Source organism: Burkholderia sp. FW306-1C-G01B, from assembly GCF_058781685.1.
Window position 1 is genome coordinate 58,069 of record NZ_JBYSWZ010000016.1, and the last position, 19,123, is coordinate 77,191.

The 19,123-nt window shown below is 66.3% G+C and carries 14 protein-coding genes; 5 read left to right on the plus strand and 9 right to left on the minus strand.

The window, feature by feature from the left end; all coding sequences use genetic code 11:
- Positions 1 to 174 precede the first annotated feature (174 nt).
- Positions 175 to 624: an HU family DNA-binding protein gene (locus AC3WLY_RS27800; RefSeq protein WP_069747789.1), complete on the minus strand. Its 450-nt coding sequence runs from the start codon at positions 622 to 624 to the stop codon at positions 175 to 177.
- A gap of 543 nt (positions 625 to 1,167) precedes the next feature.
- Here AC3WLY_RS27800 and AC3WLY_RS27805 point away from each other — a divergent pair.
- Positions 1,168 to 2,286, plus strand: a complete 1,119-nt coding sequence (locus tag AC3WLY_RS27805; RefSeq protein WP_310140383.1) for an acyltransferase family protein — start codon at positions 1,168 to 1,170, stop codon at positions 2,284 to 2,286.
- Positions 2,287 to 2,683: 397 nt separating this feature from the next.
- Here the strand turns inward: AC3WLY_RS27805 and galU are convergent, their stop codons facing one another.
- Entirely contained in the window at positions 2,684 to 3,571 is an 888-nt protein-coding gene (galU, locus tag AC3WLY_RS27810) for a UTP--glucose-1-phosphate uridylyltransferase GalU (RefSeq protein ID WP_034179975.1), read from the minus strand.
- Positions 3,572 to 3,801: 230 nt separating this feature from the next.
- Positions 3,802 to 3,945 (minus strand): hypothetical protein, encoded by a 144-nt coding sequence (locus tag AC3WLY_RS27815; RefSeq protein WP_006479318.1) that lies wholly within the window; start codon positions 3,943 to 3,945, stop codon positions 3,802 to 3,804.
- Between the two features lie 232 nt (positions 3,946 to 4,177).
- On the opposite strand from AC3WLY_RS27815, the gene AC3WLY_RS27820 reads away from it, so the two are divergent.
- Entirely contained in the window at positions 4,178 to 5,353 is a 1,176-nt protein-coding gene (locus AC3WLY_RS27820) for an acyltransferase family protein (RefSeq protein WP_492308520.1), read from the plus strand.
- Positions 5,354 to 5,717: 364 nt separating this feature from the next.
- Here AC3WLY_RS27820 and AC3WLY_RS27825 read toward each other — a convergent pair whose 3' ends face one another.
- From AC3WLY_RS27825 to AC3WLY_RS27835, 3 genes are read right to left on the minus strand one after another with little or no spacing between them, the layout of a single operon-like run.
- A complete protein-coding gene (locus AC3WLY_RS27825; RefSeq protein ID WP_492308519.1) occupies positions 5,718 to 8,186 on the minus strand; it encodes a glycosyltransferase family 4 protein in 2,469 nt (822 codons plus the stop codon).
- Positions 8,183 to 9,649: a flippase gene (locus tag AC3WLY_RS27830; protein WP_310140397.1), complete on the minus strand. Its 1,467-nt coding sequence runs from the start codon at positions 9,647 to 9,649 to the stop codon at positions 8,183 to 8,185. The genes AC3WLY_RS27825 and AC3WLY_RS27830 overlap by 4 nt, the downstream gene beginning before the upstream one ends.
- A gap of 49 nt (positions 9,650 to 9,698) precedes the next feature.
- Positions 9,699 to 11,891, minus strand: a complete 2,193-nt coding sequence (locus tag AC3WLY_RS27835; RefSeq protein ID WP_492308527.1) for an NHL repeat-containing protein — start codon at positions 11,889 to 11,891, stop codon at positions 9,699 to 9,701.
- 492 nt (positions 11,892 to 12,383) lie between these two features.
- Between AC3WLY_RS27835 and AC3WLY_RS27840 the strand changes: the two genes are divergently transcribed.
- From AC3WLY_RS27840 to AC3WLY_RS27850, 3 genes are read left to right on the plus strand one after another with little or no spacing between them, the layout of a single operon-like run.
- Positions 12,384 to 13,448, plus strand: a complete 1,065-nt coding sequence (locus AC3WLY_RS27840) for an acyltransferase family protein (RefSeq protein ID WP_492308518.1) — start codon at positions 12,384 to 12,386, stop codon at positions 13,446 to 13,448.
- A gap of 31 nt (positions 13,449 to 13,479) precedes the next feature.
- The gene (gene gmd / locus AC3WLY_RS27845; protein ID WP_175958738.1) at positions 13,480 to 14,526 is read left to right on the plus strand and encodes a GDP-mannose 4,6-dehydratase; all 1,047 of its coding nucleotides are present in this window, start codon (positions 13,480 to 13,482) and stop codon (positions 14,524 to 14,526) included.
- On the plus strand, positions 14,513 to 15,475 hold the full coding sequence (locus AC3WLY_RS27850) for an NAD-dependent epimerase/dehydratase family protein (RefSeq protein ID WP_492308517.1): 963 nt from the start codon (positions 14,513 to 14,515) through the stop codon (positions 15,473 to 15,475). The genes gmd and AC3WLY_RS27850 overlap by 14 nt, the downstream gene beginning before the upstream one ends.
- Before the next feature lie 129 nt (positions 15,476 to 15,604).
- Here AC3WLY_RS27850 and AC3WLY_RS27855 read toward each other — a convergent pair whose 3' ends face one another.
- The 3 genes from AC3WLY_RS27855 to AC3WLY_RS27865 form a co-directional block, all read right to left on the minus strand.
- Positions 15,605 to 16,795, minus strand: coding sequence for an O-succinylhomoserine sulfhydrylase (locus AC3WLY_RS27855; RefSeq protein ID WP_175958736.1), 1,191 nt, complete (start codon positions 16,793 to 16,795; stop codon positions 15,605 to 15,607).
- 244 nt (positions 16,796 to 17,039) lie between these two features.
- A complete protein-coding gene (gene purF / locus AC3WLY_RS27860) occupies positions 17,040 to 18,572 on the minus strand; it encodes an amidophosphoribosyltransferase (protein WP_175958735.1) in 1,533 nt (510 codons plus the stop codon).
- Between the two features lie 51 nt (positions 18,573 to 18,623).
- Positions 18,624 to 19,118, minus strand: a complete 495-nt coding sequence (locus tag AC3WLY_RS27865; RefSeq protein ID WP_492308516.1) for a CvpA family protein — start codon at positions 19,116 to 19,118, stop codon at positions 18,624 to 18,626.
- Positions 19,119 to 19,123 lie beyond the last annotated feature (5 nt).

Consider the following 19,123-nt stretch of genomic DNA (forward strand, 5'->3'; position numbering starts at 1 on the left):
CGCGGCACGCCATTTGCCGCGTGGCACGCATCGAACCGCACATCGCCGGCGCTTCGCGTTTTCGCTGCTGCGCGATTTGCGCGGCGCAATAAAAATCCCCGCACGCTTTCGCGTACGGGGATCGCAGGACATCGCAACGGCTGCCGACATGCATTCGGCAGCCGTTGCGCAGCATTACGCTGCCGCGTCCTTCAGCTTCTTCAGCGCACGAGCCTTCACGCGCACGCTGGCCGGCTTCGCCGGGAACCAACGCTCTTCGCCCGTGAACGGATCCTTGCCGAAGCGCTTCTTCTTCGCCGGCACGACTTGTGCCGTGATCTTCAGCAGACCCGGCAGCGTGAACTCGCCTGCGCCCTTCTTGTGGACCGAGCCCAGCACGACGTTCTCGAGTGCGGCGAGCACTGCCTTGACCGCCTTCACTTCCACGGCTGCGCGCTCGGCGATGTGCGTTGCGAGCGATGCCTTCGTGAACTTGTCCTTCAGCGGCGTCGGAGCAGCGGGCGCCTTCGCGACGGCGGCCTTCTTGGCCACTACTTTCTTCGCGGGCGCTACTTTCTTAGCAGCCACTTTCTTGGCCGGTGCGGCGGCAGCCTTCTTGGCCACCTTTTTTGCGGAAGTCGCCATGTTTCTCCTACCAGGTGTGGTCGTTGGATACATGAAGCGTGCACTGCGCACGCTTCAACGCCGGATTCTACAAGCGCCTTGACGCTTCGTGCAGTACTTTTATGCGTTTTCGCGGGGTTTCCCGCAGGTTTTGTTGCGCGCGACCGACTTCAACGAGGCTTGAGGGTCTGTTTACGCATGGAACGCACATGCGTTGCCACGAGAACGGCCGCTCGCGAGGCGCGCGACGCCGCGAATACTGACGTATTCGCAAGGAGCGCAACGCGGCGAGCGGCCGTTCTCGTGGCAACCCCAAATTTAAAAAATACATTCCACGGGAATGCCCGCAATCGCCCGCATGGCGGCGTCGCTCGTCGCTTGTTTGGCTCGGCCAAACGGCGCTCCTCACTTCTTGCCCTACGAGCGATTGCGGGCATTCGCATGCGCGTTCCATGCGTAAACAGACCCTCACATCAAAAAACGCCTTCACGTATGCGCCCGAACGTGAATTACGTTCGATATTTGCGCACCTATACTGGCCTCGCTCAATGCCCGGATGCCTCCATGCGCGAAGTCAGATACGTCAAAGGACTCGACGGCCTGCGAGCCATCGCCGTCATTCTCGTTTTCCTGTCCCACAAGGGCCACGTCCTTGCCGTCGACGTCGGCAAGCTTGGCGTGTGGACGTTTTTCCTCATCAGCGGATTCCTGATCGTCGGCGAACTGCATCGCAACCGCCGGGCGGTCGAGTGCGGCACCATGACGCGCCGCCACGCGCTCGCGCTGTTCCTCGCGAAGCGCGCGCTGCGGATCTTCCCCGTGTACTACCTGCTGCTCGCCGCGCTCGCGATCGCGCACGCGCTCTTCTACCAGCGCGGCGTCAACCTCGGGCTCGCGTGGCACGCGGCGTTCCTGTCGAATTACTGGATCGGCGTCGTCAAGGACGGCTGGCCGGGCTCCACGTCGCACTTCTGGAGCCTCGCGGTTGAACAGCAGTTCTATCTGATCGCACCGCTCGCGCTGCTCGCGGTGCCCGCCGCGCGACACGTCGCACTCGGCGTCGCGGCCGTCGCACTGTGCGCGGCCGCGCATCTCGCGCTCTACCTGTCCGACGCGTCGCCGGTGCTGATCTACGCGTTTTCCCCGTGGAATTTCGCGCTGATCGCGCTCGGCGGCGTCGGCGCGATCGCGCTCGCCGATCACGGTTCGGCCGCCGTGCGCCGCGTCCCGCCCGGCTGGCTCGGCGCGGCAGGCGTCGTGTTTTTCCTGGCACTGCCTGCGTGCACGGCACTGCCCGACGCGGTCGCGGGGCTCGCGGATCTCGGCCTGTCCGCGTCGCTCGGCGCGCTGATGCTGTGGATCGTCAGCGAACCCGAGCATCCCGTCGTGGCGCTGCTCGACTGGGCGCCGCTCGTCTATCTCGGCACGATCAGCTACGGCTTCTACCTGTTCCACAACCTGATTCCGACGCGCTTCGGCGTGATGCCCTCGCTCTTCGCGCACGTGCCGATGCCGGAAATCGTCCGCGAAGCGCTGCCCGAGATGCTGCAATTCGCGCTCGCCGTGCTGCTCGCGCACCTGTCCTGGCGCTATCTCGAAAAAAGACTGCTCGACTTCAAGAAGCCGATCGCCGCGATGCTCGCCCGGCATTTTGTCGCGCGGCCGAGCACGTCGGCGCGTTGAGCGCCACGCGGAAGCGGAAAACACCGGGCGGGAAATGCGCGGGAAGATCGCGAGGCAGGTAGCGCCGGGAAGCTGACGCGCTGCGCCGCTACGTCATGAACCGGCGCGGACGGAACCGGCGCCGGCGCGAACGTCGACAATGCATCGCGCAACGACAACAACAACGCCGCGCCGCTCGCCCCGGCAAGCGCTTCGGCACCGGTTTCAGGCGCGACGCCGGACCGCGCCGGAGCGCCCCGCTCCACACACGGCACCACGCTCCACGCGAACCCGACCACGCGACAAGCCGGCCGCTCGCACCACGATCGCGCACCGGCAAATGCAAAAAAGCCCCGGCGCCTGAGCGGCCGGGGCCAACGGAACAACCACCACCTGAAACAACGGAGCGCGCGGCTGCCTACGCGACGGCAGCCAGCGCGGGCAAGCAGGTACGCAGATACGCCTCGAATTCGCGGCTCACTTCCGGATGCTGGAGCGCGAGCTCGACGGTTGCCTTGAGATAGCCGATCTTGCTGCCGCAGTCGAAACGCGTGCCGTAGTAGCGGTACGCGAGCACCTGCTCGTTCGCGAGCAGCGTCTGGACCGCGTCGGTCAGCTGCAGTTCGCCGCCCGCGCCCGGCTTGAGCTTGCGCAGGTGATCGAAGATCGTCGGCATGAACACGTAGCGGCCGACCACGCCGAGATTCGACGGCGCATCCTCGGGCGCGGGCTTCTCGATGATGCCCGACAGCTTGATGATGTCCTCTTCCCATTCGCGGCCTTCGACGACGCCGTACGAGCGGCTGTCCTCGCGCGGGATCGTCTCGACCCCGATCACCGAGCTGTGATAATGGTCGAACACGTCGACGAGCTGCTTGAGCACCGGCTGCTCGCCGTGCAGCAGGTCGTCGGCGAGAATCACCGCGAACGGCTCGCCATGCACGAGCTTCTCCGCGCACAGCACCGCATGGCCGAGGCCAAGTGCTTCCGGCTGGCGTACGTAGAAGCAGTTGACGTGGCTCGGCTTGATGCCGCGCACGAGTTCGAGCAGCTTTTCCTTGCCGCGCGCCTCGAGTTCGGCCTCGATCTCGTACGACTTGTCGAAGTGATCCTCGATCGCGCGCTTGCTGCGCCCGGTGACGAAGATCATCTCGGTGATACCGGCGTTGATCGCTTCCTCGACCGCGTACTGAATCAGCGGCTTGTCGACGACGGGCAACATTTCCTTCGGGCTCGCCTTCGTTGCCGGGAGGAACCGCGTGCCGAGACCGGCAACGGGGAACACGGCCTTGGTGACTTTCAACATGTTCGCATCCTGATTGCGTTGACTGCGCCGCGTCGACCTGCGACCCGGCGCGATTGTGTTCCGAACGGCATATCGAGAATCGACGGCACTGCCAATTCCACTCCGCTCATTTTCGATATGGACTGAATGCCCAATGTTTCCGAAAAAAATATAATCCTTTCAATCCGGTCGATATTGCCGGGCCGAGTGCCGAAGCAGAAACAAATTACCGATTTTCCAGATACAAATTCTTACGATTCGAATTCCTCGATATAGGGCACGCCGCCCCGTTCGAGGCCCGGGCGAATCGGCTCGTTCTTCAACGCCTCGCGGTACGCCGACAGCACGGCCATGACCAGCAGTACTGCAGCGCTCGCGATCCAATGCATGTCCATCTTGCCGCTCCTTGCATCAATCAACTGGAGCTTCAAGCTATCAGAAAAAAATCGGTAAATAATTGACGCGCCTTCGGAACCGCTTTCAGAACCCGATAAAACCATCATGTGGAATCGCGTTATTTCCGGGCGAGATTTTTTTATTCATTGATCGAATTCTTGCGCATTACGATGGGAACAGACTTCCCGTTCGTCCGTCTTCCACTCCACCCGTCGCAAGGAATCGAATCGCATGCAAGCTTTCAGCGGATCGTCTCTGACCGCGCCGCCCGTCGCCGATCACAAGGAACACGTCATCGACGCGATGCGCGGCTTCGCGGCGCTGCTCGTCGCCTATTTCCACTGCCGCCAGGTCGTCTGGGTCGGGATGCAGACCTTCCATCATGCTTACGGTCGCGCGCTCGACCCGAGCGTGATCGTCGGCTACCTGACCTTCCCGTTCGCGTGGGGCTCCGCCGGCGTGCCGATCTTCTTCGTGATCAGCGGCTACTGCATCCATCGCAACGCGGCGCTCAAGCTCGCGGCCGATCCCGCGTACCGGCTCGACGCGCCCAACTTCTGGGCACGCCGGTTCGCGCGCATCTACCCGGTGCTGCTCGCCGCGCTGCTGTTCACGCTCGCACTCGACCTGGTCAGCCTGCAGATCGAGCCCGTCAGCCACAAGATCCGCGATATCGGCATCACCGCATTCCTCGTGAACCTGTTCTCGCTGCAGGGCGTCGCCGGCTACACGTACGGATCGAACGGCGCGCTGTGGACGCTGTCGCTCGAAGTGCAGTTCTACGCGATCTACCCGCTGCTGTTCGCGCTGCGCCGACGCATCGGCATGCCGTCCGTCGTGGCCGCGGTCGCGCTCGTCAATGTCGCGTCGGCGTGGCTGCTCGAACGGCACGACCTGCAGTTCTTCACGTCGTACTGGCTGTCCTGGACGATCGGCGCATGGATCGCCGACGTGCGGGCTCAGCAGGCGCGCGGCGCGGCCGCCGTGCCGTCGCGCGCGTGGTACGTCGCGGCCGCCGTGCTGCTGGCCGCCGGCTGCGGCGCGTTCCGTTTCGGCCAGTACGGCGCGTTCCAGCTGTGGTCGGCCGGCTTCGCGTGCTTCCTGTACCGCGCGCTCGCGCGCCCGCCGCGCCCGACGCCGCCGCTGCGCGTGCTCGGCTGGTTCGGCGACTTCAGCTATTCGCTGTACCTGATCCACCTGCCGCTGTTCGTCTGCCTCGGCTCGGTGCTGTTCCACTCCGAACTGCAACTGTCGATCTGGCCGTCGATCGCGTTCATGGCCACCGCGATTCCGGTCGCGTACCTGTTCTACCGGATGTTCGAGCGGCCGGCGATGACGTGGTCGGCCAGTTTCAAGCCGACGCGCGCTGCCCGCGTCGTCGCGCAGGCACCCGAGCGGGCCGTCTGATTCGGCCGGACCGGTTCCGGAGCCCCCGTGCGGCATCTCGCTGCACGGGGGTTTTTCATGACCGGAGCGCGGCTGCATGGCGGGTCGGGCGGGTATGCCACCAACCCTGTATGCCGGCGCCTGACGGCCGCCTGTCCGGCTGCGATGCCGCCGCCCTGGGCGCCCATCGAATTTTTCTCGGCGCTGCCTTGCCGCCCCGTCTCCCGCACGATCCCGATCGAACCGGCAACCGGCCGATCCCGCGCCCGGCACGCAACAATCCGCCCCTCACCAGCCCTACCCAACACGCGCCCCCTGAAAAACGAAGCCCCCACGCAGCACAACACCGCATGAGGGCTCGTTTCCCGCCGACTGGCGCCGTCTGCTACGTCCGCTTCTTCGCCTTCGCGGCCTTCGCCGTATCCGCGAGGATCTTCTCGACCCGCTCCACGTAGGTCTCGGTGCCGAACCGGCGCACCGCCGTCGCACGCCCGCTCGCGACGAGCCGTTCGCGCAGCGCGCCGTCGCGCTTGAGCATGTCCAGCGCGTTGGCCAGCGCGGTCGCATCGCCCGGCTCGCAGAGCAGCCCGTTGTCGCCGTCCTCGATGATCTCGACGACGCCGCCCGCGCGGGCCGCGACGACCGGCCGGCGCGCAAGCATCCCTTCGACGATCACGCGCCCGAACGGCTCCGGCGTGATCGACGTGTGCGCGACGACGTCGACCGCCGTCATGCACGCAGCCACGTCGCGCTGGAACCCGAGGAAATGCACGCGCGTGTCCATCCCGTGCCGCGCGACGTATTCGTGCAGTTGCGCCGCGTATTCGTCCTCGCCGAACAGCGGCGCGCCGACCAGCACCACGTGCATGCCGGGATGCCGCGCGGCGGCCTCCAGCAGCACGTGCTGCCCCTTCCAGCGCGCGAGACGGCTGAACGAGCCGACGAGCCACGCATCCTGCGGCAACCCGAGGCGCGCGCGCAGCGCAGCCTGGCTGACGCCTTCCAGTGCATCGAACGGCTCGGCCGAAATACCGTTGAACACGACGTCGACATGCTGCGGCGTGAAGCCCGTCAGCGTGCGGAACGCCTGCGCGGACGCGTCGGAGTTCGCGATCACGCGCGTGACGCCAAGCCGCGCGCAGTACTTGATCGCCAGCAGCTGCTTGCTGCCGAAATGGTCGGTGCTGACGATGTCGCGCAGATGCCAGACCACCGGCTTGCGCGCGAGCCGCCCGGCGAGCGCGGCGACCACCATCGCGCGTTGCGTGTTCGCGTAGATCACCTCGGCACGGCGCGCGCGCCGCGCGACATCGCGCACGAGCCGCACGAGCTGCTTCAATGCGCCGACCGACACGCCGCCCTGCTTGCGCACGCCCGCGAGCGCGCCCTGGTCGACCACGTCGACGCGCGCGCCGATCTCGTCGAGCGCCGCGCGGAACGGGCCGTCGTCGAACAGCAGCACGTCGGCGTTCGCGCGCATGTGCTTCATGATCTCGAGCAGCGACAGCTCGGCGCCGCCGAGCACGCCGCTCTGGTCGAGCACGAGCGTCGCCGGGCCGCGCGCGGCCGGCATCGGCGCGACGGCCGTGCCGCGCTGCGTGGTCGAGCCGGGCAGCGCGGTTTCCACATAGTCGAGAAAGCGCCGCCGGAACGTATCGGCGGAAAACCGCTCCGCGTTCGCGCGGCATGCGTTCGGCGTGAAACGCTGCGGCGCGCGCTCGAAATCGTCGACGGCCGCGACGATCGCGTGCGGCGTCTGCTCGTCGAAGAACAGCCCGGTCGGATTAGCGCCCGATTGCGGGTCGAGCACGGTTTCGAGCGCACCGCCCTTGCCGTATGCGATCACCGGCGTGCCACAGGCCTGCGCCTCGACGACCGAGATCCCGAAATCCTCCTCGGCCGCGAACACGAACGCCTTCGCGCGCCGCATCCGGTCGTGCAGCACCGCGAACGGCTGGTAGCCCATGATCTCGACGTTCGGGCCAGCCTTCGCGCGGATCTTCTGCATCTCGGGGCCGTCGCCGATCACGACCAGCTTGCGCTCGGGCGTCTTCGAGAACGCCTCGACGATCAGGTCGATCTTCTTGTACGGCACCATCCGCGACGCGGTCAGGTAGAAATCGTCCTTGACCGCGTTCAGCGAGAAACCGTCGACGTCGACCGGCGGGAAGATCACCGCCGCGTCGCGGTGGTAGACCTTCTTGATGCGCCGTGCGATGAACGCGGAGTTCGCGACGAAGCCGTCCACCGCGTTGGCGGTGCGCGTGTCCCAGTTGCGGATGTAGTGAAGAATCATCCGCGCGAGCAGCGATTTCGGCCCGTGCGTGAGGTTCGACTGCTCCAGGTACTGGTGCTGCAGGTCCCACGCATAGCGGATCGGCGAATGCACGTAGCTGATGTGCACCTGGTCCGGTCCCGTCAGCACGCCCTTCGCGACCGCGTGGCTGCTCGAGATCACGAGATCGTACTCGGACACGTCGAGCTGCTCGATCGCGAGCGGCATCAGCGGCAGGTAGCTGCGGTACTTGGTGCGCGCGAACGGCAGTTTCTGGATGAACGACGTCGTCACCGGCTTGCCGCGCACGAACGCGCGATCGTCGAGAAAATCGACGAGGCTGAACAGGTCCGCGTCGGGAAAGCACGCGACGATCTGTTCGAGCACGCGCTCGGCACCGGCATAGGTAACGAGCCAATCGTGGACGATCGCCACGCGCAGCGCGCGCGCCGGCTGGCGCGCGCTGGCCCGCCCGGCCGGCACGGACCGGCGCAGCGCGGCGGCGTCGCCCATTTCGGCCACGGCCGCATCGGCGGTGGCGAGGTTCAGGATGGCGTGTTCCGCCAGATCGCGATTCATATCGTTTTCCTCGCATTGAGACGGACAAACAGGTCGCGCACGAGCGCGCGCAGCCCCGGCGTCATCGTGAGCGACCACGCGACGTTCAGCACCAGCACGATCGCGCACATGCCGATCGATTCGCCGAGCCCCGGCCATGCCTGCGCGAGAAACAGGCTCGCGAGCAGGAAGGCCAGGTGCGCCAGCATGTCGAGCACGATCGCGCGCATCCGGATCGCCGACAGGTACAGCAGCACGCCGTAGTCGACGAACGCGCGCGCCGCGACGACCACCGCCGCGCCGATCAGCCCGAAGTGATGAATGCCGAACCACAGGCCGCCGACGAAGAACGGCATCTCGACGAGCCCGGCGAACGCCGCTCGGGCCGGGTTGACCTGCGACTGGATCAGGATGCGCGTCACGCTCGCCTGGCCGACGAGCCACACGCTGATCACCAGCACGCGGCCGACCGGCGCCGAGTGCGCGGCGAGATCGGCGCCGACCCACAGCGTGAGGAACGGCGCGAGCGCGAAGATCGCGACGATGCCGACCGGCGTGAATACGCCGTTCAGGAATTCGAGCGACTGGCGCGCGAGCGTGTCCGCGTGATCGCGGCCGACCGCCGACAGGCGCGGGAACAGCGTGCGCACGAGCGCGTTCGGCAGCATGTTCAGGCGCGTGACGAGGTTCTGCGGCACCGTGTAGTAGGTGACGAACTTCGCGCCCATGCCGGCGCCGAGCATCACGCGATCGAGCGTGTCCGCGATCATGCTCGTCGTGCTCGCGATCAGCATCCAGCCGCCGAAGTTGAACAGCCCCTTCGCGGTGCCCCACTGCGGCGGATCGATGCGCCGGATCCCGAGCACCTTGATGCTGGCGTGGCCGAGCATCGCCGCCGCGATCAGGCGCGCGACGACTGCCGCGGCGAGCACGGTCTGCAGGTTCGGCGCGATCCACCATGCGGCGCCGAGCGGCAGCAACTGGAACAGGAACGTGCCGATCGTCTGGTTCGTGTTGAACACGCCGAACCGTTCGGCGCCGTTGATCGCGCCGGCGAACACCCACGACACGTTCGCGAGCGGAATCGCGAGCGCGAGCCACGGCAGCGCGAGATACACCTCGTGCTGCATCGCGGCCGACACCTTCGTGAAATACGCGGTGTAGACGAACGCGCCGAAATAGATCAGCAGCCCGCCCACGACGCCGGTGCCGAGATTCAGCCAGAACGCGCTCCAGAACACGCGCGCGCTTTCGTCGTCGTTGCCGCTCGCGAGCGCCTTCGAGATGTGGTTCTGCGCGGCCATGCTCATCCCGAGATCGAGGATCCCGAAATAGCCGATCAGCGTCCATACGAGGCTGACGACGCCATAGCGTTCGACGCCGAGCGCGTGGATATAAGCGGGCACCGTCACCAGCGACACGAAGGTCGGCAGGATCAGCCCGATGAAATTGATCGAAACGTTCTTGAGTATGCCTTTGTCCATGCTTGTGCCTTGTGTGACGGCGACGTCGTCGTGAGCGGCGCGCCGCCCGTCACGGTTTCCAGCGATACATCAGCACCTTGCCGCGCGCGTCTTCCTCGACGAACACGAGGTATTCGCCGTTCTCGCGCCGGAACGCACTGATGCCGAACGGCACGTCGACCCAGCCGGATGCCTTGCCGACCTCGGTGCCCGGGCTCATCACGCCCACTTCCTTGCCGGTGTCCTTGTCGTACACGTGGATCTTGCCGACCGGCTCCACGGTGAAGATGTAGCGGCCCTCGACCGTGATCCCGATCAGGTCCAGGATCGGCTTCGCGTCGAGCTGCCACGGCAGCGCGACCGTATAGCGCACGACGGGCGAGCCGGTCGACCACTTGTCGAAACGCACCAGCACGCGGCCGACTTCCTTGTTGATGCCAGGCTGCGGCGGCGCGTCGGCCGTGTAGCCGGTCACGTACAGCGTGTCGGCTTGCGCGTCGTAGATCGAGCGGCGCAGTTGCGTGAACGGCTGCGGCATCGGGTAGGTCGTGACCTTGTCGTACGAGTAGATCGGGTTGCCGGCCTTGTCGACGCCGCCGTACTGGAAGCGGTGGATGCCGCGCACGTCGCTCGTGCGCCAGATGTCGCCCTTCGTGTCGACCCACCAGCCCCAGCCGCCCGCCTTGGCCTTGCCGGTCGTGTTGATCTCGAACTCGTCGGCGTCGAGCCGGCCGTTGCCGTTCGCATCGCGCCACAGCCAGTCGCCGCCGGGCGGCTTGTTCGGCACCTTGTCGACCGGCCGCGCGCGGCCCGCGATCAGGCCCGACGGAATCGCCACCTCGCCGTCGCGCTTCGCGTCGAAGCGGTAGATCTTCAGGTGATCGGCGTACATGTCGGTCAGGTACAGGAACGTACGGCCGTCGACGCGACGCGCGATCGGCATGCCCGGCCACTGGTCCGTGTGGAACACGGGGTCGTCCGGATACTTGAAGCGGTTCGACAGGAAGCCGACGTATTTCCAGTCCTGGCCCGGCGGCTTCGACAGGTCGAGCTCGAAGCGCTTGTTGCCCGTGTACACGCTGTTCGGCCGCGCGGGGTCTAGCCACGCGCCGTCGACGAACAGCAGCCCCTGCACCTGCCAGCGCGGCTTGCCGTCCGGTGTATAGCTTTCGAGCACCGCGCCGAGCCCGGCGCCGATCGTGTCGTGGCGCGGCCCGATGCCGTTCATCGACACATACACGTTGCCCGCGCGGTCGACGCCGACGCCCGTCAGCCCGTTGAAGCGCTGCGGCCCCGGCCGCCCCGGCACCGGGCCGGCGAAGATGCCGCCGCGCTCGCCGAGCGTGCCGGACTGCGCATAACCCTTGCCGCCTTTCGAGAAGATCAGGATCTGCTGGCGCGGCCCGTTGTCCGCGACGAGCACGCGCCCTTTCGCGTCGACCGCCACGTCCACCGCGTCGGTGCCTTCCGGCAGCGCGGGCGCGTCGTCGAGCTTGCGGCCGTCCGCACGCACGTGCACGAGGTGCGCGGGGCCGCTGAGCGTGTCCGTGAGCAGCCACAGCGTGCCGTCGCCCGCGAGCGCGATGCGGCCCGGTTCGTGCGCGCTCCACGTGCCCTTCTGCTGCATCGTCTCCGCGTCGTACACGTCCACCACGTCGTGCGACGGATTCGTCGCGAACAGCGTCTTGTCGTCGGCCGCGAGGCCGCCCACTTCCGCCTTCACCTCGCCCACTTCCGAGCGCGCGGGAGCCGGCACCTCGTTCATCATCATGAAGCTCGCGGCCATGCGCGCGCGGCCGGCATCGGCGCGTCCGCCCGGCGCGACCTGCGGCGCCGCGCGAAACGGCGCGGGCTGCTTCATGTCACCGATCGTGCGCCGCGAGATGCCGAACCACTGCTTGCCCTTGTCCGGCCAGATGCCGGGCGACTGCAGGTGGCCGCGTTCGTTGCCGACGCCGATCGCGACATACGCGTACTTGCTGTTCACGGCGATCGCGTTGCCGCCGAGATTGCCCCAGCCGTGCGTGCCGCCGGCGAAGCCGAGCATCTTCCCGTCCTGGTAGACGCTCGCCTCGGCGCCGCTTTCGTCCCACGGCGCATTCGTATACACCTTGCCTTCAGGCGTCACCGCGATCGCGCGGATGTCGATCTGCGTCCAGCTGCCGTCGCCATAGCCGAACGTGTTGCCGATCCACGACGTCGTCGCGGGCAACACCGTTTCGGCCGGTGCGGCGCTCGTCAGCAGCGTCGCGCATACCGTCATGCCTACCAGAATCAGACGTCGCAATGCGCTTCTCCAGACTCGATGCAACAGCGACCGGCGCCGCCCCGGACTGCCGCCGGCGCACCCTGTCGCTAAATGGGTTTCAAACGTCGCGATGCAGGTTACAAGCAAAAATAATCACAAGAAATTTGGAAATATTTGGGGATGTTTCCGCCTGAAATATCGAACCGGAACAGGCGGGAAATGGCGCCCGGAAACGGCAATAACGACCGCCTTTCACGCGTCGCGCTGTAGAAAATGCCGCTCCGCACCGCCTGTCGCGGCTGCCTGGGCATCAACCTTTCACCTCGCGACCGGAATAATCGGCATTTGAATGCTTGTCGTCAGATAAGTCGCATGCGTTTTTTTGCCGATTTCTTTTCCCTAGAATCGTTTTCGATTCGATATTTCATTTAAAGGCATGCATTACGTTCACGCATCGGATGTGCGACGCGCCGCGGCCCCCGCCGCGCGTTGCGAAGGAGCGGCGCGATGACGGGCATCTCGCGACCCGCCGACCTGGCCCCGCCGCAACACGGCCGCATCGTGCAGCTCGACGGGCTGCGCGCGATCGCGGTCGGCGCCGTGTTCCTGCAGCACGCGCTGAAGGCACCACTCTGGATGGGTGTCGACCTGTTCTTCGTGCTGAGCGGCCTGCTGATCACCGGCATCCTGCTCGAACGAAAGGCGCGCGGGCAGTCGTACTTCAGCCACTTCTACGCGCGCCGCGTGCGCCGCATCCTGCCGCCGTACGTGCTGCTGCTGGTGGTGTCGACGATCCTGTTCGGCGCGAGCTGGCTGCCGCACTGGCCGTGGTTCGCGTTCTTCTCGACCAATATCGGTCTGTCGCTCGGCAGCATCGGGCATGACAGCCTGAACGTGCTGTGGTCGCTCGCGGTCGAGGAGCAGTTCTATATCTTCTGGCCGTTCGTCGTGCTGTGGTGCTCGGAGCGTGCGCTGCTGTGGGTCGCCGCCGCGCTGATCGTCGCGGCTCCGGTGCTGCGCGCGATCGCGACGCCATGGTTCGACTCGTTCTGGCCGATCTACTACCTGACGCCGTTCCGGATGGACCTGCTCGCCGCGGGCGCGCTGCTCGCGATCGTGCTGCGCCGCGACCGGCGCGCGCTGGAGCCGTTCTACCCGCTCGCGATCGTCGGCGCGCTCGTGTCGCTCGCGATCCTCGGCTGGCTGCACCTGTCGTTCCCGCGCTTTCGCGCCGCGAACACGCCGCTGTCCAATGCGGCGCTCTACAGCATCTCGCTGCTGTTGTGCACGTCGATCGTCGTGATCGCGCTGCGCGGCCGCGGCATCGTGCAACGCGCGCTGACGAACCCGATGCTCGTCTACGTGGGCACCGTCAGCTACACCGTGTACCTGATCCACCTGAGCGTGCTGTACGCGCTGTGGCCGCTGCACTTGAACCGCTTCGTCACGGCCGCGCTCGCGCTCGCGATCACGCTCGCCTACGCGACCCTGAGCTGGTACGGCTTCGAACGGCGCCTGACGCGCGACCCCGCACGCCGCGCGCTGCCGGCCGCCGCCAGCACGACCGCCTGATTTTCCCTTTCGCTTCTACCAGGACAACGCCATGAGCCAAACTCGTAAAAAGGCCATCATTACCGGGATCTCGGGGCAAGACGGCGCCTACCTGACCAAACTGCTGCTCGACAAGGGCTACGAGGTCACGGGCACCTATCGCCGCACCAGTTCGGTGAATTTCTGGCGCATCGCCGAGCTCGGCGTCGACACGCACCCGAACCTCACGCTCGTCGAACACGATCTGACCGACGCCGGCTCGAGCCTGCGCCTGCTCGAACGCACGCAGCCCGACGAGTTGTACAACCTGGCCGCGCAGAGCTTCGTCGGCGTGTCGTTCGACCAGCCGGCGACGACCGCGGAAGTGACGGGCCTCGGCCCGTTGAACCTGCTCGAGGCGATCCGCGTCGTGAGCCCGAAGACGCGCTTCTACCAGGCGTCGACGTCCGAGATGTTCGGCAAGGTGCAGGCGATTCCGCAGACCGAAACGACCGCGTTCTATCCGCGCAGCCCGTATGGCGTCGCGAAGCTGTACGCGCACTGGATGACCGTGAACTACCGCGAGTCGTACGGCCTGTTCGGCAGCAGCGGCATCCTGTTCAACCACGAATCGCCGCTGCGCGGCCGCGAGTTCGTCACGCGCAAGATCACCGACACCGTCGCGAAGATCAAGCTCGGCAAGGCGACCCGCCTCGAGCTCGGCAACCTCGACGCGAAGCGCGACTGGGGCTTCGCGCTCGAATACGTCGAAGGGATGTGGCGCATGCTGCAGGCCGACGAGCCCGACACCTACGTGCTCGCGACCAATCGCACCGAGACCGTGCGCGACTTCGTGCAGATGGCATTCGCGGCTGCCGGCTACCAGCTCGAATGGACCGGCAAGGGCGAGCAGGAACGCGGCCTCGACGCGTCGAACGGCAACGTGCTGGTCGAAGTGAACCCGAAGTTCTATCGCCCCGCCGAGGTCGACCTGCTGATCGGCTGCGCGGACAGGGCTAAAGCCAAGCTCGGCTGGGTGCCGAAGACGACGCTCGAACAACTTTGCCAGATGATGGTCGAAGCGGATTTGATGCGGAACCAGCACCATGACACGTTCTGAAGCCGGACGCCCGTCGCGCCGTGCGTTCGTCACGGGCCTGACGGGCTTCACGGGCCGCTACATGCTCGAACGCCTGCAGGCGGCCGGCTATGACGTCTGGGGCACGGTCGCGCCCGGCGCGCCGCGGCCCGACGATCCGGCCTTCGCGCACTGCACGCTGCTGCCCGTCGACCTGCTCGACGCGGACGCGATGCGTGCGGCGGCCGCCGATGCACGGCCCGATGCGGTCGTGCATCTCGCCGCGCGCGCGCATGTCGCGCAGGACGAGCCGTCGCAGACCTACGCGGTCAATATCGTCGGCACGCGCAACCTGCTGGCCGCGCTCGCGGGTCTCGACCAACGTCCGTCGGCCGTGCTGCTCGCGAGCAGCGCGAACATCTACGGCAATTCGACGGCCGGCGTGCTCGACGAGACCGTCGCGCCCGCCCCCGCCAACGACTATGCGGTCAGCAAGCTCGCGATGGAATACGCGGCGAAGCTGTGGGCCGACCGGCTGCCGATCGTGATCGCGCGGCCGTTCAACTACACGGGCGTCGGCCAGGGCGAAGCGTATCTGCTGCCGAAGCTCGCCGCGCACTACGCGCGCAACGAACCGCGCATCTCGCTCGGCAATCTCGACGTGAGCCGCGATTTCTCCGACGTGCGCGACGTGACGGCCGCCTATCTGAAGCTGCTCGAAGCGGCGCCGGCCGGCGAGACGTTCAACGTCTGCTCGGAGCGCGCGTATTCGCTGAAGGAAGTGCTGGCGATGCTGTCGCGCATCGCCGGTTACGTGATCGACGTGACGGTCGATCCGCGTTTCGTGCGGCACAACGAAGTGAAAAGCCTGAGCGGGTCGCGCGACAAGCTGCGGCGCGCGGTGGGCGAGCTGCCCGTCACGCCGCTCGACGAAACGCTGCGGTGGATGGTGGATGCGATGCGTGCCGCGCCGCCCGGGCACGCCGGCTGAATCACGCGGCGCATGCGCGAGCGCGGTGCGCCGGACGCCATGCCTTCATGAGGGAAAAACAACGGGCCGCCTGTTTTGCAGGCGGCCCGTCGTCGTTGATGCGTCGATGCGGCGAAAGCACCGCGTCGCTCAGCCCTCCAGGCCGCGCGCGAGATCGTTACGCAGGTCGCCCGCGTTCTCGAGGCCGACCGACAAGCGGATCAAACCTTCGGTGATCCCCGCCGCCGCGCGCGCTTCCGGCGTGATGCGGCCGTGCGTCGTGGTCGCCGGATGCGTGATCGTCGTGCGCGTATCGCCGAGGTTGCCGGTGATCGAGATCAGCTTCGTGTTGTCGATCACGCGCCATGCGTTCGCGCGCTGCTGCTCGGGCGTGTCGCCCTTCAGCTCGAAGGACAGGATCGCGCCGCCCGCCTTCTGCTGACGCTTCGCGAGTTCGTACTGCGGGTGCGACTCGAGGCCCGGATGAAACACGCGTGCCACCGCCGGATGCGAATCGAGCCAGCGCGCGATTTCCAGCGCGTTCGCCGATTGCTTCTCGACACGCAGCGACAGCGTCTCCATCCCCTTCAGCAGCACCCACGCGTTGAAGGCCGACAGCGTCGGGCCCGCGCTGCGCACGAACGGGAACACCTTGCCCATGATGAATTCCTTCGAGCCGACCAGCGCGCCGCCGAGCACGCGGCCCTGCCCGTCGAGGAATTTCGTCGCCGAGTGCATCACGACGTCCGCGCCGAGCTTCAGCGGCTGCTGCAGCACCGGGCTGCAGAAACAGTTGTCGACGACGAACAGCGCGTTGGCCTGCTTCGCGATCTTGCCGATCGCCTCGATGTCGGCGAGCTCGGTCAGCGGGTTCGACGGCGTCTCGAGGAAGAACATCTTCGTTTCGGGCCGCACGGCTTCCTGCCATGCGTTCAGGTCGGTCGGATCGACGAAGGTCGTCGTGATCCCGAACTTGCTGAAGATCTGCGAGAACATCCCGAGCGTCGAGCCGAACAGGCTGCGCGAGCTGACGAGGTGGTCGCCCGCCTGCAGCGCGGACATCACGACCGACATGATCGCGGCCATCCCCGACGCGGTGGCGATGCACGCCTCGCCGCCCTCGAGCGCCGCGAGACGCTCCTGGAACATGGTGACGGTCGGGTTCGTGAAGCGCGAATAGGTGAAGTAGTCTTCCGAATTCGCGAAGCGCTCGGCCGCGTCGGCCGCGCTCTGGAAGCAGAAGCTCGACGTGAGGAACAGCGCTTCCGAGTGCTCGTTGAAGTCGCTGCGCAGCGTGCCCGCGCGCACGGCAAGCGTGTCGAAGTTGAGGGAGTCGTCCATGTTCCGTTTTCCGTATTCGATGGCCGCGCGTGTCGCGCAGGCCAAGTCAAAACCAGGCCAAAACAAAAAGCCCGCTATGCGTCGGCATCAGCGGGCTTCGGGCGGTACGACAGCGATCGACTCGGGCCGACTGCCGCCGGCCTTCGCTTTAGCTGTTTTGGGAAGTCGCCCCGCGTCCGCAAGCTGATATCAAATCGACGCAAGGCCACATCCTATCACGCTTCGGCAAAAGCGTACGCCGGTGTCACTCGACCGACAGCTGCAGGTTCATCTGCGAGCGCCCGGTGTCGCCGGCCGTGTCGCGATCGGCCTGCGACGCCGGCGTAAGGCGCGCGCGCTCGATCGCGTCGAGATACTCGGGCGTCACGTCGCCGGTGATGTAGTTGCCGTCGAAGCACGACGCCTCGAAGCGTTCGAGCTTCGGGTTGATGTCGCGCACCGCGCGGCGCAGGTCGTCGACGTCCTGGTAGATCAGGTGATCGGCGCCGATGATCTTCGCGACTTCGTCGTCGGTACGGCCGTGCGCGACGAGCTCGCCGCGCGTCGGCATGTCGATGCCGTACACGTTCGGGAACTTCACGGGCGGCGCCGCCGACGCGAAGATCACCGACTTCGCGCCCGCATCGCGCGCCATCTGCACGATCTCATGCGAGGTCGTGCCGCGCACGATCGAATCGTCGACGATCAGCACGTGCTTGTCCTTGAACTCGATGCTCATCGCGTTGAGCTTCTGGCGCACCGACTTCTTGCGCACGGCCTGCCCCGGCATGATGAACGTACGGCCGACGTAGCGGTTCTTGAAGAAGCCTTCGCGATACTCGGCGCCGAGCTTCGCGGCGACCTGCATCGCGGCCGGGCGCGACGAATCGGGAATCGGCATCACGACGTCGATCGGCACGTTCGGCAGCTCGCGCTTGATCTTCTCGGCGAGATAGTCGCCCATGCGCAGGCGCACGTTGTAGACGGGCACGCCGTCGAGGCACGAATCCGGACGCGCGAGGTACACGTATTCGAACATGCACGGATTCAGCGTCGGCTGCTCCGCGCATTGCTGGCTGTGGAAGTTGCCGGCCGGGTCGATGAAGATCGCCTCGCCCGGCTGCACGTCGCGCACGAATTCGAAACCGATGCCTTCGACCGCGACCGACTCCGACGCGACCATCCACTCGGTGCCGTGCTCGGTTTCGAGCTTGCCGATGCAGAGCGGGCGGATGCCGAACGGATCGCGGAACGCGAGCAGGCCGTAGCCGGCGATCAGCGACACGATCGCATACGAGCCCTGCAGGCGGCGATGGACGCCCGAGACCGCCTTGAACACCGAGGCCGGATCGAGCTCGAGGCCCGTGGTCGACAGTTGCAGCTCGTGTGCGAACACGTTGAGCAGCACTTCACTGTCGGAATTGGTGTTGATGTGCCGGCGGTCGATCCGGAACATCTCGTCCTTCAGTTGCTGCCAGTTCGTCAGGTTGCCGTTGTGCGCGAGGATGATCCCGAACGGCGCGTTCACGTAGAACGGCTGCGCCTCGGCCTCGCTCGACGCCGAACCGGCCGTCGGGTAGCGCACCTGGCCGATGCCGTAGGTGCCGGGCAGGCTGCGCATGTTGCGCGTGCGGAACACGTCGCGCACCATGCCGTTCGCCTTGTACATGTGGAAATTGCTGCCGTCCGCCGTCGCGATGCCCGCTGCGTCCTGACCGCGATGCTGCAGCAGCAGCAAGCTGTCATAGATCAGCTGGTTGACAGGAGATTGGGAGATAACGCCTACGATGCCGCACATGGCATGTCCTTCAGAATGACAAAATCGGTTACGTCCTGCCCGGCCGCGTCGTCACACGCGTACGTACTGGGCCATGCCGTCGGGCAGGAGCTGCTTCAGCTCGTGCACGCCCTGTTCGGCGAAAGGACGCAATAGCGCATTGCGCCAGAAATCCTGTTTGGGCAGTTCGGTCAGCCCGGCCGCCGCGACCAGCAGCACCACCAGCACACAGCCGCGGACGAGCCCGAACATCATGCCCAGCGAGCGGTCGACGCCGCCCAGGCCGCTCGCCTGCGCGATCCGCGACAGCAGCGCGTTCGCGACGCCGGCGACCAGTACCACGCCGATCACGACCAACGCGAAGGCGATCACCCACTGCGTCAGCGCGCCGCCCGGCCAGTTCGCCGGAATGTACGGCACGATCAGCCCGACGTAGCGACCGGCGATCACGATCGCCGCGATCCAGCCGATCAGCCCGAAAATCTCCGACACGAAGCCGCGCCACGCACCGCGCAGCGCCGACAACACGATCACCGCCAATACAGCGTAGTCGAAAGCGGTCAGCATCGTGC

Bases quoted from the DNA above. Each gene is read 5' to 3' on its own strand.
- AC3WLY_RS27800 (WP_069747789.1), bottom strand. From the start codon at position 624: ATGGCGACTTCCGCAAAAAAGGTGGCCAAGAAGGCTGCCGCCGCACCG.
- AC3WLY_RS27805 (WP_310140383.1), top strand. From the start codon at position 1,168: ATGCGCGAAGTCAGATACGTCAAAGGACTCGACGGCCTGCGAGCCATC.
- galU (WP_034179975.1), bottom strand. From the start codon at position 3,571: ATGTTGAAAGTCACCAAGGCCGTGTTCCCCGTTGCCGGTCTCGGCACG.
- AC3WLY_RS27815 (WP_006479318.1), bottom strand. From the start codon at position 3,945: ATGGACATGCATTGGATCGCGAGCGCTGCAGTACTGCTGGTCATGGCC.
- AC3WLY_RS27820 (WP_492308520.1), top strand. From the start codon at position 4,178: ATGCAAGCTTTCAGCGGATCGTCTCTGACCGCGCCGCCCGTCGCCGAT.
- AC3WLY_RS27825 (WP_492308519.1), bottom strand. From the start codon at position 8,186: ATGAATCGCGATCTGGCGGAACACGCCATCCTGAACCTCGCCACCGCC.
- AC3WLY_RS27830 (WP_310140397.1), bottom strand. From the start codon at position 9,649: ATGGACAAAGGCATACTCAAGAACGTTTCGATCAATTTCATCGGGCTG.
- AC3WLY_RS27835 (WP_492308527.1), bottom strand. From the start codon at position 11,891: ATGACGGTATGCGCGACGCTGCTGACGAGCGCCGCACCGGCCGAAACG.
- AC3WLY_RS27840 (WP_492308518.1), top strand. From the start codon at position 12,384: ATGACGGGCATCTCGCGACCCGCCGACCTGGCCCCGCCGCAACACGGC.
- gmd (WP_175958738.1), top strand. From the start codon at position 13,480: ATGAGCCAAACTCGTAAAAAGGCCATCATTACCGGGATCTCGGGGCAA.
- AC3WLY_RS27850 (WP_492308517.1), top strand. From the start codon at position 14,513: ATGACACGTTCTGAAGCCGGACGCCCGTCGCGCCGTGCGTTCGTCACG.
- AC3WLY_RS27855 (WP_175958736.1), bottom strand. From the start codon at position 16,795: ATGGACGACTCCCTCAACTTCGACACGCTTGCCGTGCGCGCGGGCACG.
- purF (WP_175958735.1), bottom strand. From the start codon at position 18,572: ATGTGCGGCATCGTAGGCGTTATCTCCCAATCTCCTGTCAACCAGCTG.
- AC3WLY_RS27865 (WP_492308516.1), bottom strand. From the start codon at position 19,118: ATGCTGACCGCTTTCGACTACGCTGTATTGGCGGTGATCGTGTTGTCG.